14 protein-coding genes are annotated in these 12,846 nt (G+C 64.1%); 8 read left to right on the top strand and 6 right to left on the bottom strand.

Annotated elements, in window-relative coordinates:
- Positions 1-97 precede the first annotated feature (97 nt).
- Positions 98-745 (bottom strand): class I SAM-dependent methyltransferase, encoded by a 648-nt coding sequence (locus V6Z91_RS15700; RefSeq protein ID WP_338758499.1) that lies wholly within the window; start codon positions 743-745, stop codon positions 98-100.
- On the bottom strand, positions 742-1,683 hold the full coding sequence (locus V6Z91_RS15695) for a CysB family HTH-type transcriptional regulator (RefSeq protein WP_338758498.1): 942 nt from the start codon (positions 1,681-1,683) through the stop codon (positions 742-744). Before V6Z91_RS15695 ends, V6Z91_RS15700 begins: the two co-directional genes overlap by 4 nt.
- Before the next feature lie 167 nt (positions 1,684-1,850).
- Here V6Z91_RS15695 and V6Z91_RS15690 point away from each other — a divergent pair, with 167 nt between their 5' ends.
- The 8 genes from V6Z91_RS15690 (at position 1,851) to V6Z91_RS15655 (ending at position 9,335) form a co-directional block, all read left to right on the top strand.
- Positions 1,851-3,542, top strand: a complete 1,692-nt coding sequence (locus V6Z91_RS15690) for a nitrite/sulfite reductase (protein ID WP_338758496.1) — start codon at positions 1,851-1,853, stop codon at positions 3,540-3,542.
- Positions 3,535-4,098 (top strand): DUF934 domain-containing protein, encoded by a 564-nt coding sequence (locus tag V6Z91_RS15685; protein WP_338758495.1) that lies wholly within the window; start codon positions 3,535-3,537, stop codon positions 4,096-4,098. Before V6Z91_RS15690 ends, V6Z91_RS15685 begins: the two co-directional genes overlap by 8 nt.
- A gap of 11 nt (positions 4,099-4,109) precedes the next feature.
- Entirely contained in the window at positions 4,110-4,826 is a 717-nt protein-coding gene (locus V6Z91_RS15680; RefSeq protein ID WP_338758494.1) for a phosphoadenylyl-sulfate reductase, read from the top strand.
- A gap of 34 nt (positions 4,827-4,860) precedes the next feature.
- Complete coding sequence (gene cysD, locus V6Z91_RS15675) at positions 4,861-5,802, top strand: sulfate adenylyltransferase subunit CysD (protein WP_338758492.1); 942 nt, start codon at positions 4,861-4,863, stop codon at positions 5,800-5,802.
- Positions 5,802-7,115, top strand: a complete 1,314-nt coding sequence (locus V6Z91_RS15670) for a sulfate adenylyltransferase subunit 1 (RefSeq protein WP_338758490.1) — start codon at positions 5,802-5,804, stop codon at positions 7,113-7,115. The genes cysD and V6Z91_RS15670 overlap by 1 nt, the downstream gene beginning before the upstream one ends.
- 56 nt (positions 7,116-7,171) lie before the next feature.
- Positions 7,172-7,891, top strand: coding sequence for a uroporphyrinogen-III C-methyltransferase (gene cobA / locus V6Z91_RS15665; protein ID WP_338758489.1), 720 nt, complete (start codon positions 7,172-7,174; stop codon positions 7,889-7,891).
- 118 nt (positions 7,892-8,009) lie between these two features.
- Positions 8,010-8,501 carry a DUF6328 family protein gene (locus tag V6Z91_RS15660; RefSeq protein WP_338758488.1) on the top strand — a complete coding sequence of 164 codons (492 nt, stop codon included), beginning with the start codon at positions 8,010-8,012 and terminating at the stop codon, positions 8,499-8,501.
- Positions 8,502-8,588: 87 nt separating this feature from the next.
- Positions 8,589-9,335, top strand: a complete 747-nt coding sequence (locus tag V6Z91_RS15655) for a hypothetical protein (protein ID WP_338758487.1) — start codon at positions 8,589-8,591, stop codon at positions 9,333-9,335.
- 79 nt (positions 9,336-9,414) lie between these two features.
- On the opposite strand, the gene V6Z91_RS15650 is transcribed toward V6Z91_RS15655, so the two are convergent.
- The 4 genes from V6Z91_RS15650 to lptF are packed head-to-tail and all read right to left on the bottom strand — an operon-like array spanning position 9,415 to position 12,813.
- Positions 9,415-10,167: a carbon-nitrogen hydrolase family protein gene (locus V6Z91_RS15650; protein WP_338758485.1), complete on the bottom strand. Its 753-nt coding sequence runs from the start codon at positions 10,165-10,167 to the stop codon at positions 9,415-9,417.
- Entirely contained in the window at positions 10,160-10,534 is a 375-nt protein-coding gene (locus V6Z91_RS15645) for a CbiX/SirB N-terminal domain-containing protein (protein ID WP_338758483.1), read from the bottom strand. The genes V6Z91_RS15650 and V6Z91_RS15645 overlap by 8 nt, the downstream gene beginning before the upstream one ends.
- Complete coding sequence (gene lptG, locus V6Z91_RS15640; RefSeq protein WP_338758482.1) at positions 10,535-11,698, bottom strand: LPS export ABC transporter permease LptG; 1,164 nt, start codon at positions 11,696-11,698, stop codon at positions 10,535-10,537.
- On the bottom strand, positions 11,695-12,813 hold the full coding sequence (gene lptF, locus V6Z91_RS15635; RefSeq protein WP_338758481.1) for an LPS export ABC transporter permease LptF: 1,119 nt from the start codon (positions 12,811-12,813) through the stop codon (positions 11,695-11,697). The genes lptG and lptF overlap by 4 nt, the downstream gene beginning before the upstream one ends.
- Positions 12,814-12,846 lie beyond the last annotated feature (33 nt).

Below are 12,846 nucleotides of genomic sequence, written 5' to 3'. Positions count from 1 at the left end.
GAGACCGCTGCGGATCTGACGCGGCGTATCATGCCTTCCAAATACTTCAACAATATGACATCGACAAGTTGTTGCTAAAGCACAACAAGCATTGCGTTTATTTCAGGCGTGCCGTCAGCAGCCAGTAATACGGCAGACGCTCGATGCGGATTTCCTTCACCGCCGCGGCCAGTTTCTTACGCAGGTAGCTGTCAGTCGGGAAATTCTTGACGATTTCCATGCGCTCGCCCGACCCCAGCGTACGAATCTGGTAAGTATTGCCCTCCTGGTCAGTGCGGGCGATGACCGTGCTGCTGCCGTCGACGTAGGTATTGTCCAGCAGCACCAGCAGCACATCCTTGCCCAGTTTCGCCCGCAACTGCGCCAGGAACCGGTCCTGCTCCTCGCGCTTCACGTGCGACCACCAGAAGCCGGCGAAGACCGCCGTGTATTGGCCCGGAGCGGCCGGCAGGTCGAAAGCATCGGCCTGCGCGAAGGTCACGTTCCCGCCGGATTGCCGGTCGCGGGCCAGCGCCAGCGTTGCTTCGTTGATATCGGTCGCGTGGACCGAAGCGGCGGTGGCACCGATCAGGCGCGTCCAGTAGCCCGTGCCGCAGGCGATTTCCAGCACCTTGTGGCCGCGCAGCAGCTCCGGCAGCTTTCCGCGCAAGGCGGCCAGGTCGGCCTGGCGCTCGGGCTTGTCATAGACCTTCTCGTAGTCGGCCGCGTGCCGGGCGTAGTATTCAATCAGTGATTCGTGCTTCATAACTCGTAGTTTTCCTGCTCGCCGCGCATTGCCTGCTCGACGAGCTTGCGGTTCAGCGTCGGCGCCAGCAGCTCGATGAACGTATAAATATAGGAGCGCAGGTAGGCCCCCTGCTTCACGGCCACGCGCGAGACGTTCATGCCGAACAGGTGGCCCACCGAGATGGCGCGCAGATTGCGGTCGCGCTCGGGATCGAACGCCATGCCCGCGATGATGCCGATGCCCATGCCCAGCTCCACATAGGTCTTGATCACGTCGGCGTCGATCGCTTCGAGCAGCACGTCCGGCTTCAGGCCGCGCAGCGAGAATGCATGGTCGATCTTGCTGCGGCCGGCAAACGCCCCGTCGTAGGTGATGACCGGGTAGGACGCGATATCTTCCAGCGTGACGGCCTTCGCCTTGAGCAGCGCATGCTCCGGCGGCACCACCACCACGTGCTCCCACTGGTAGCAGGGCAAGGTGATCAAGCCTTCCACGCCCGCAATCGACTCGGTGGCGATCGCCAGGTCGGCCTGGTCCCGCTGCACCATCTCGGCAATCTGCCGAGGGTTGCCTTGCAAAAGAGATAATCTTACCTTGGGGAACTTCTGCATGAAGGCCTGCACCACCTTCGGCAGCGTGTAGCGCGCCTGGGTGTGCGTCGTGGCGATGGTGAAACTGCCGCTGTCCTGCGCCGCGTATTCCTTGCCGATCCGTTTGAGGCTGTCGATCTCCTGCATGATCAGCTCGACCGACTGCAAGACCAGCCGGCCTGGCTCGGTCAGGCCGCGGATACGCTTGCCATGGCGGGTGAAGATATCGACGCCCAGCTCTTCCTCGAGCTCGATGATGGCTTTCGACACCCCCGGCTGCGACGTGAACAGCGCCTTGGCGGCATCGGTCAGGTTGTAATTCTGGCGGACGGCTTCCCGTACGAAACGAAGTTGATGAAGATTCATGTAGTTCCCGGCGGTAAGTCCGTTATTTTACGCTGAAGCTTATACCGCCCACGCATATAAGCAAATAAAGACTAAGTCGTTTGGAATAAAGCGTGAGTTTATTACGATAACGCCTACCTTGGGGACGACCTGCCGGCAAGTCCCCGGCTTGCGACTATAGGAACGCTATGTACCAATACGATCAATACGACCATCTCATCGTGCGGGAACGCATCGCGCAGTACCGCGACCAGGTGCAGCGCCGCCTGTCCGGTGAGTTGACCGAAGAAGAATTCCTGCCGCTGCGCTTGCAGAACGGCCTGTACATGCAGCGCCATGCCTACATGCTGCGGATCGCCGTGCCCTACGGCCTGCTGTCCTCGAAGCAGATGCGCATGTTCGCCCATATCGCCCGCAAGTACGACCGCGGCTATGGCCACTTCACCACGCGCCAGAACATCCAGTTCAACTGGATCGAGCTGGAACAGACGCCGGACATCCTGGCCGACCTGGCTTCGGTCGAGATGCACGCCATCCAGACCTCGGGCAACTGCATCCGCAACGTGACTTCGGACGAATTCGCCGGCGTGGCCGCCGACGAGATCATCGATCCGCGCCCGTATGCCGAAGTGCTGCGCCAGTGGTCCACGTTCCACCCCGAGTTCATCGCCCTGCCCCGCAAGTTCAAGGTGGCGATCAACGGCGCCGTGGAAGACCGCGCCGCGATCGCGATCCACGACATCGGCCTGACGGTGGTGAAGAACGATGCCGGCGAGATCGGCTTCAAGGTGATGGTCGGCGGCGGCATGGGCCGTACCCCGATCATCGGCACGACGATCCGCGAATTCCTGCCGCGCGAACACCTGCTGACGTACGTGGAAGCGATCATGCGCGTCTACAACCAGTACGGCCGCCGCGACAACAAGTACAAGGCCCGCATCAAGATCCTGCTGAAGGCCATCGGCGCCGAGGAATTCACGCGCCAGGTCGAAGAGGAATGGGCGGACCTGAAGGGCAATGCCGAGACGCTGACGCTGGAAGAGATGGAACGCGTCATCGCCTACTTCCAGCCGCATCCGTACGAGCAGCTCGAAGCGATCGACCCGCGCGCCGGCCATGAGGACAACAAGGCGTTCGCCAACTGGCTGAACCGCAACGTCAAGCCGCACAAGCAGCCCGGCTACGCGGCCGTGCTGCTGTCGCTGAAGAAGACCGGCGTGCCGCCGGGCGACGCCACGGCCGAACAGATGGACTTCATGGCCGACCTGGCCGACCGCTACAGCTTCGGCGAACTGCGCGTGACGCACGAGCAGAACATCGTGCTGGCGGACGTGAAGCAGTCGCAGCTCTTCGCCCTGTGGCAGGAAGTGAAGGCCCATGGCCTGGCCACGCCGAACATTGGCCTCTTGACGGACATCATCTGCTGCCCGGGGGGCGACTTCTGCTCGCTGGCGAACGCGAAATCGATCCCGATCTCGGCCGCCATCGCGGAACGCTTCGACCACCTGGACTTCCTGCACGATATCGGCGACATCGAACTGAATATCTCGGGCTGCATCAACGCCTGCGGCCACCACCACGTGGGCAATATCGGCGTGCTGGGCGTCGACAAGGATGGCAGCGAATGGTATCAGGTGTCGATCGGCGGCGCGCAGGGCAATAACGCCGCCATCGGCAAGATCATCGGCCCGTCGTTCTCCGCGCACCAGATGCCGGAAGTGATCGACCGCCTGCTGCAGGTGTACCTGCGCGAACGCACGCCGGACGAGAAATTCGTCGACACCGTGCAGCGCATCGGGATCGCCCCGTTCAAGGAACATGTGTATGCAACACCCATCAATGAACCGGGCCGCCTGGTAGGAGAAGACGAATATGCCTAACGAATTTGCCAACCGCGTTATTAAAGGTAACCAGATCGTTGCCGACGACTGGACCGTCCTGCGCCTCGAGGAAGGCCAGGAACCCGCATCGGTGGAAGTGGCGACCGGCAAAGTCATCGTGCCGCTGAAGGTATGGCAGGCGCAGAAGGAAACGCTGGCAGCGCGTCCGGAAATCGGCGTGTGGCTGCAATCGGACGAGCGCCCCGAGGAACTGAAGGGCGAGCTGGACAAATTCTCCGTGGTGGCCGTGAATTTCCCAAAGTTCACCGACGGCCGCGGCTACTCGATCGCCTACAACCTGCGCATGCGCCTTGGCTATACGGGCGAGCTGCGCGCCATCGGCGACGTGCTGCGCGACCAGTTGTTCCAGATGAAGCGCACGGGCTTCGACGCCTATGCGCCGCGCCCTGACCGCAGCATCGAGGATGCGCTGAAAGGCTTGACCGTGTTCTCCGAAACCTACCAGGCATCGGTGGACGACAAGCGCCCGCTGTTCCGCCGCCATGCCCGCGCCGTCGAAGTGCGCGAGCACAACGACGTCGGCGCCGGCATCTGAGGAAACCATACATGAGCAAGCTCGATTCTCTCGTTGCGTCCACCAGGCAGACTCTGGAGCTGATCGCACGCGAGTACACGCCAGCCGTGTTCGCCTCCAGCCTCGCCGCCGAGGACATGGTGCTGACGGACCTGATCCTGAAGGACAAGCTGCCGATCGGCATCTTCTCTCTGGAGACGGGCCGCCTGCACAAGGAAACGCTGGCAATGGTGGAGCGCGTCAAGGAGCACTACGGTTATGACATCGCGCTGTTCCGCCCGGAGCAGGATGCGGTGGACCAGTACGTGGCGCAGAACGGCCTGAACGCCTTCTACGACAGCGTGGAGATGCGCAAGGAATGCTGCCGCATCCGCAAGGTCGAACCGCTGGGCCGCGCCCTCGCGGGCAACAAGGCCTGGATCACCGGCCAGCGCCGCGCGCAATCGAACACCCGCTCCTCGTTGCAGGTGCACGAGGACGATCCCGCGCACCTGATGGACAAGTTCAACCCGCTGGCCGACTGGTCCGAGGAAGACGTGTGGGAATACCTGCGCGCCAACGGCGTGCCGACCAATGCGCTGCACGACCAGGGCTTCCCGTCGATCGGCTGCGAGCCGTGCACCCGCGCGATCCAGCCCGGCGAGGACGTCCGCGCCGGCCGGTGGTGGTGGGAGAACCCCGAATCGAAGGAATGCGGGCTGCACGTCGTGGACGGCAAGCTCATTCGAATCAAATCCGTGGCGGCGTAACATCACCGAGCGCCGCCACCATACGAGAACAAACATGAACGCACTGGCAGACAATCAGATCACCGGGCTGGGGGACGTGAATTCCCGCCACCTCGATGCCCTCGAATCCGAAGCGATCCACATCCTGCGCGAAGTGGCCGCGGAATGCTCCAATCCCGCCCTGCTCTTCTCCGGCGGCAAGGATTCGGTGGTGCTGCTGCGCCTGGCCGAAAAGGCCTTCCGTCCCGGCAAATTCCCGTTCCCGCTGGTGCACGTGGATACCGGCCACAACTTCCCGGAAGTGATCGAATTCCGCGACCGCCGCGTTGCCGAACTGGGCGAGCGCCTGATCGTCGGCTCCGTGGAGGAATCGATTCGCAAGGGCACCGTGCGCCTGCGTAACCCGCAAACGGATTCGCGCAATGCCGCGCAAGCCGTCACGCTGCTGGAAACGATCGCCGAACACGGCTTCGACGCCTGCATCGGCGGCGCCCGCCGCGACGAGGAAAAAGCCCGTGCCAAGGAACGCATCTTTTCGTTCCGCGACGAATTCGGCCAGTGGGACCCGAAGGCCCAGCGCCCGGAACTGTGGGACCTGTATAACACCCGCGTGCACCCGGGCGAGAACATGCGCGTGTTCCCGATCTCGAACTGGACGGAACTGGACGTGTGGCAGTACATCGCCCGCGAAAAACTGGCGCTGCCGTCGATCTACTTCGCGCACGAGCGCCAGGTGATCCCGCGCAACGGCCTGCTGGTGCCGCTGACCGACCTGACCCCGGCCCGCGACGGCGAAACCGTGGAAACGCAGGTGGTGCGTTTCCGCACCGTGGGCGACATCTCGTGCACCTGCCCGGTTTCTTCCGACGCTGCCGACGTGGAAGCGATCATCGCCGAGACGGCCGTCACCCAGGTCACCGAACGGGGCGCGACGCGGATGGATGACCAGACCTCCGAAGCCTCGATGGAAAAACGCAAGAAAGCCGGATACTTCTGATGAACGCCATGAACGAAAACCTGTCCCAACATAGCCTGCTCCGCTTCATCACGGCCGGTTCCGTCGACGACGGCAAATCCACGCTGATCGGCCGCCTGCTGTTCGACAGCAAGGGCATCTTCGCCGACCAGCTGGCCGCCGTGTCGCGCGCCAAGCACAAGCGCACCGTGGGCGACACCATCGACCTGTCGCTGCTGACGGACGGCCTGGAAGCGGAACGCGAACAGGGCATCACGATCGACGTGGCCTACCGTTATTTCGCCACGCCGAAGCGCAAGTTCATCATCGCCGACACGCCGGGCCACGAGCAGTACACCCGCAACATGGTGACGGGCGCTTCGACCGCCGACGCGGTGATCATCCTCGTCGACGTGTCGAAGGTAAAGCTGCGCGAGGATGGCGGCGTCGACTTGCTGATCCAGACCAAGCGCCATTCGACCATCGCCCACCTGCTGCAGATCGAGCACGTGGTGGTGGCCGTCAACAAGATGGACCTGGTGAACTACGACCAGGACGTGTACGAGCGCATCGTCAAGGCTTACCAGGAATTCGCGCAGACGCTGGGCCTGAAGGACATCACGGCCATTCCGCTGTCGGCGCTGACCGGCGACAACGTCGTCGAGAAGAGCGCCAACATGGCGTGGTACCAGGGCCCGACCTTGATCGAGCTGCTCGAATCGCTGTCCGTGTACGACGAATCGCACGACGCGCCGTTCCGCTTCCCCGTGCAGCTGGTGGCTCGCCACAACGGCCACGAGGCGAACGACTTCCGCGGCTACATGGGCCGTATCGAAGCCGGCAAGGTGTCGGTGGGCGACCAGCTGGTGGTGCAGCCCTCGGGCCAGGCCGCCACGGTGAAGGAAATCGTCACCTTCGACGGTTCGCTGCAGACCGCGACGGCGGGCCAGTCGGTGACCATCGTGCTGAACGAATACGTGGACGTGTCGCGCGGCGACGTGCTGGCCTCTTCCGAAAAGCCGGCAACGCTGCTGAAGCAGGTCAATGCCGACGTGTGCTGGCTGTCCGAGGAACCGCTGGACCTGCGCCGCAAGTACTGGCTCAAGCACGGCACCAAGCAGACCGCCGCCAAGGTCACGAAGATCGACTCGATCCTTGACATCAACACGCAGCAGCGTCACGATGCCGATGCGCTGAAGCTGAACGACGTGGCACGCATTGCGTTGACCGTGCAGCAGCCGCTGGCCGCCGATGCCTATGCCGACATCCGCGCGACCGGCGCCTTCATCCTGATCGATGAAGTCACGCACCAGACCGTCGCGGCCGGAATGATCCGGCTTCAGGATCAGCCTTAATTCGCGCGCCTCGACGGGTAACCTTCAAATAGCAAGAGCCAGCGCGGGAGCACGATTTGCCAGCAGTCGGAAAAGTCTTTTTGGTGGGCGCCGGTCCCGGCGCCGCGGACCTGATCACCGTGCGCGGCGCCCGCCTGCTGGGCGAGGCCGACGTGGTGCTCTACGACGCGCTGGTGACGCCGGAAATGCTGGCCCTGTGCCCGCAGGCCGACCTGGTTTCCGTGGGCAAGCGCGCCGGCCAGCGCTCGGCGGCACAAGACTTCATCAACCAGCAGCTGATCGAATGCGCGCAGAAATATGCGCGCGTGGTGCGCCTGAAGGGCGGCGATCCGATGCTGTTCGGCCGCGCCGACGAGGAATTGACGGCGCTGGAAGCAGCGGGCATCGAAGTCGAGGTGGTACCCGGCATTACCACGGCCGTCGCGGCCGCGGCGGCCGCCAAGCAGCCGCTCACCAAGCGGGGCGTGGCGCGCAGCGTCGCCTTCTTTACATCGAGCACCGCGCCCGACGAGGACGACCTGTCCGGCATTCCGTCGACGGACACGCTGGTGCAGTACATGGGCGGGCGCGAAGCGATCGCCACCGCACAGCGGCTGCTGCTGCAGGGCCGGCGTCCGGATACGCCGGTGCTGGTGCTGGAAAATGTCAGCCGCCCCGACCAGCGCATCGAACGCATCACCCTGGACAAGCTCGCGCACGGCCTTGGTTCGCCGCACGGCCCCGTGCTGGTGATGGTGGGCGAGGCCATGGAAGCGCGGCCCCTGCAGCAGAGCTGATACTGATACCGCTACCGCTTTCGCTTTCGCGCTTCCCTTGTCGGCGCAGTGCAATGGCTGGGTAACGGGCGCCATGCCCGTGGTGTTCTTCCTATAATGTGCGAGAAGAGCCCCCGATATGAAAGTCGATCCCAGACAACCGAATAAAGGCGACGTCCCCGACGAAGCCGACCTGCCCGAAGACGGTGACTTCTCCGACATGCTGAGCGAGATGCGCATCGTGCTGCCCGGTGCGCAAACGCTGGCCGCATTCCTGATCATCCTGCCCTTCAACGGCGGTTTCCGGAACATCGTGCAATCGGAAAAGTACGTGTTCCTGGCCACCCTGTTCTTCGCGCTCAGCAGCCTGATCCTGCTGTCGGGTCCCGCCGTGCAGCATCGCGTGATGCGCCCCTTGATGGACCGCGAGCGTTTCAAGCGCTATGCCACGCGGCAGATCGTCGCCGGCTCGATCGCCCTCGGCATCGCCCTGGTGCTGGGCACGAACCTCGTCGTTTCCGAAGTGTTCGGCCACAAGATCGGGCTGCTCGTGGCCACGGTGATCGGGACGATCGTCGCTGGCGTCTGGTGGATGGTGCCGCTCTGGCTCAAGCGCAACAAGCGCGTCTAGCAGATCGAGCACATCCAGCACATCCTGCACATCCAGTGTATTCTGCACTGATAAAATATCTCCTTTTGCAAGAATGGGAGAGGCAGCATGGGACAAGCACACGACGTTCTGGAACGGGCGCGCACCGCGCGGCTGGAGGGCCGGTACGAGGACGCGCTGCGCGACCATCTGTGGTTTCATGAAAACGCGCTCGCCGTCGAGCCCAGCCTCGCCGGCGTGCGCCTGTCGTTCGCGCTGCGCGACTGGATTTACCTCGCCGAGCAATTCCCGCTCGCTCGCCGTGCGCTGCAAGGCTTGCGCGACCGCGACACGGCGCGCATGCTGAACGGCGGCGAATCGCGCGACCTGTTTCGCGACATCGTGGCCATCAACAGCGCCCTGGGCGAGGAAAAGGCCACGCACGACCTGTTCGTGCGCATGGATATCCAGATGCCGGCGCTGGCGGCGCAATGCGCCGATTTCGCTTTGCCTGCCCTGGTGGCCGCCGAAGACTTCACGCTGGCACGGCGCCACCTGGGCGACCCGGCGGCGCGCGTGGCCGCGCTGGCCGCCAGCCTGAACGCCTACACGGAAGAGCTGGTGAAGACCGGCGGCACGTCGTCCGCCCCTGCCCTGTTGTCGTTCGTGCTGAACTACACGAAGGAAGTGCGGCTCGTGGTCGAAGTGCTGCACCGCCAGGATGAAGAGGAGCTGGCCGAGCAGGTGTCGCGCGCCGCGCTCGACGACCTGAAGTCCGACGCGTTGCGCGACGCGGTCGAGCGCGAGTTCGAAACGCCGGGAGCGACCATCAAGGCGATGGTGGCGCATGCCCGGGCCAACGTGACCGAACATTGACGAGAACTGTCCCCCTGGCACATTGGCCCAGTCGATGGGCGAGCACGAGGCAAGCAAACCGCCGCCGTTCGATTGATGCTCAGGAGTGCTCGCCGATAGTGCGCGCCCGCCAGCCATGGCGATCGCGCCAGGCGAGCAACAAGCATTCACCCGCACCCTCGGCGGCAATCACCACATTGCCATCTTCATCCCACAATGCGCTGCGTCCCGCGCTGGCCCAGCCGCCCGTCGGGCCGCCGTGATTGGCCATCGCCACAGGCATGCGCAGCTCGCGCGCATAGCCGGCCAGCATGGCCGCATCCTGTGCATAGCCGTTCTCCGATATCAGCATGCTGGCCGCGTACAGCCCCGCGCCACCGCGCGCGGCGGCCGCCACGTGCTCGCGGCGCGTGGTATCGGCACACACCGCCAGTGCGATATGCACATCGTCCAGCGACAGGGCCACACCGCCGTCGCCGGGCGCAAACGCGCTCTCCTCGCCCGCGTGCAGGCACTGCTTCGTATAAACCTGCGTCGCGCCGTCCGGCAGGAACGACAGCGCGGCAATCAGCGGCAAGCCGGCGGTTTTCAGCGGCGCGCCCGTGACGATCACGATACCGTTCCCGACGGCGGCCTCCCTCAAGGGCGCCAGCCGCGCATCGCCGGCCTCGAGCGCCAGCCCGGCGGCCAGCCCGGGTTCATAGCCGGTCAACGCGAGCTCGGGAAACAGCACCAGCCGGGCGCCTTCGCCAGCCGCGATCTGCGCCAGCGCCCCATGGCGGGCCAAGTTGGCGGCGATATCGCCCTTGACGGCGACAGTCTGGGCAATCGCGATCGGCCCGACGTCACGCATCGGCCAGCGATCCCACGCAGTAATCGGCAATGGCTTGCAGCACGGCGGCGTTCTCGCCGGCCGCCTCGGCGACGCGCACGGCCAGCTGTGGATGATCCACGCGCAGCTGGTCGATCATGAGCGGCAGGTCGCGCAGCACATGGCCGCCCTGCCCCAGGAATACCGGCACCACGGTCAGGTCGGTGATTCCCTGCGCCACCAGCGCGGCGGCGCGCTCCGGCAAGCGGGGCGACATCAGTTCCAGGAAGGCCAGCGACACGTCGACTTCCGGCTCGCGCGCGGCCACGATGTCGCGCAGGCGTTCGAACGGCGCGGCCCAGCTGGCGGCACGGGCGCCATGGGCAAACAGGATCAAGGCGCGTTTCATCTAGTGTCGCTCCACCCAGTAAAGTGCCCCGATCGCCAGGGCGAGGAAAATAAGGCTCGGCATCACCGCGATCAGGACGGCCGGCAGGTCGGACAGCACGCCCAGGTGCGAGAACAGCGTATTCACGAGCAGGAAGCTCACACCGATCATGATGCCGATGAAGATCTTCAGGCTCACGCCGCCGCTGCGGGTGTGCAGGTAGCCGAATGGCAGCGCCAGCGCCATCAGCACGAAGATCGCCAGCGGATCGAACAGCTTCTTCCAGAACGCGATTTTGAAGCGCTCGGTACCCTGGCGGTTTTCCTGCAGGTGGCGGGTGTACACGGCCAGCTCGTTGGCCGACATGCGCTCCGGGTCGGAGGCCGCCACCGAAAGGATCTTCGGCGTGATCTCCGATACCAGGTCCTTGGTCGCATGCCGCTGCGTTTCGATCGCGCTGGTCTCCTGCCCGAAATTGTTCTGGGCGTTGGCATCGCCCTTCAGCAGCGCCGGGTTGATGAAACGGTTTTCCGTGACATCCCGCAGGCGCCACACATTGTTGCCCTGGTAGGTGCCGCTTTTCGCCGCCGTGAGCGTGCGCAGGCGGTAGCTGTTGTCGAATTCATAGAGCTTCACGTCCACCAGGCTGCTGTCCGGCAGCACCGCGCGCACATTGAAGAAGCGCGAGCCCTGCACGGTGCCGGTCAAGCCTTCGCTCTTCACGATATCCTTGGTCCACAGGCCGGAACGGAACTCCGACGAAACCGTGGTGCCGCGCCCCGTCAGGTGCAGGCGCTCGGCCATCAGCGCCGTGCGTGGGGCGATCAGTTCGCCGAAGATGAACGTGACGATGACGAAAATCACGCCGATCTTGAACAGCATCCAGCCTGCCATCCGCGTCGACATGCCGGCCGCGCGCATGATCGTGAATTCCGACGACGACGCGAACTGCGCCATCGTATAGATGGTACCGATCAGGGCGGCAACCGGCATCACCTCGTACACGTGCTGCGGGACCATCACGAGCACGTACAGCAGCGCATCCTGGAACGCGTAGCCGTTGCGGCCGACGGACGACAGTTCGTTGGTCAGGTCCATGAAGGCCGTCAGGCCCAGGAACGCCGCCAGCACCAGACCCACGGCCTTGGTGACGGAGGAAGTGAAATAGCGTTGCAGGACGCTCATGCCGCCCCCTTGCCGCGCTTTTTCGCCGACAGCAGCGCGCCGGGGTGCCAGCGGCTGTTCACGTTCAAGCGCCACAGGAACAGCACCACAACGGTTGCCAGCGCGGCCACGTGCAGCGGCCACCAGCCCATCGCGAAGCTCAGCCGCCCCTGTTCCACGGCCTTCTTGAACAACTCGGTCAGGTTGTAGTACGTGAAGAAGATCAGGATCGCGATGATCAGGTTGGTCGAGCTGCCGGCGCGGGGGTTGACGAAGCCCAGCGGGATCGCGAGGAGCATGAGCACCAGGCAGGTGATCGGGGCCGAGATACGCCACAGCATCTCGGCGCGGGCCTGGTTGGTGGGGATCGTGAGCAGCATCCCGGTCGGGATCGCGTTGACCTTCTGGATCGTCTCGAGCTTGGCGGCCTGCTGCGCCACCCGCATCTTGTAGCTTTCGAACTCCATCGTCTGGAAGTCGGCCTGCCCCGGCTCGCCCTGGTAGCGGCGCCCGTTCTTCAGCACGAGATAGCGCTGGCCGTTGTCGCCCGTCTCGATCACGCCTTCCTTGGCGACGATGACGGACGTGCCGCGCGCGTCGACCTGGTTGACGAATACGTTCTGAACCGAGGCCGTCTGGCCCGACGTGCCTTCCACGAAGAAGATGCGGTTGGACGAACCCGATTCCTTGAACTGGCCCGGCGACACCTTCTGCAGGTCCTCGCGCTTGGCGAAGCGCTCCACGTACTCGGCATACTGCTGCTTGGCCCACGGCCCGGCATAGAACGCCAGCACCGCGGTGACGAGGATGATGGGGAAGCCGAACGTCAGCACCGGGCGGATCCAGGCCGTGAGGCTCTGGCCGGAAGCGAACCACACGACCATTTCGGAATCGCGATAGGTGCGGGTGACCACCAGCAGCACGGCGATGAAACTGGTCAATGCCAGGATCAGCGGCAGGTAGTTCAGGGACGTGAAGGTGATCAGCGCAATGACATCGGACGAGGCGACCTTGCCGCCGGCGGCCTGGCCAAGGATCCTGATCAGGGTCCACGTAAGGATGATGGTGAACAGCACCGTGAAGGTTGCCCCGGCGGAGCTGAGCAGCTCACGCCGCAGGGCGCGTTGAAAAATCATTCGAAGCTTATAATTCGGCTAGTGAGTCATGTC

The organism is Massilia sp. METH4 (genome assembly GCF_037094685.1).
Taxonomy (GTDB): domain Bacteria; phylum Pseudomonadota; class Gammaproteobacteria; order Burkholderiales; family Burkholderiaceae_D; genus Rugamonas.
The sequence above is the reverse complement of the archived record's forward strand: the minus strand, read 5'-3'. Positions and strand labels throughout refer to the sequence as shown.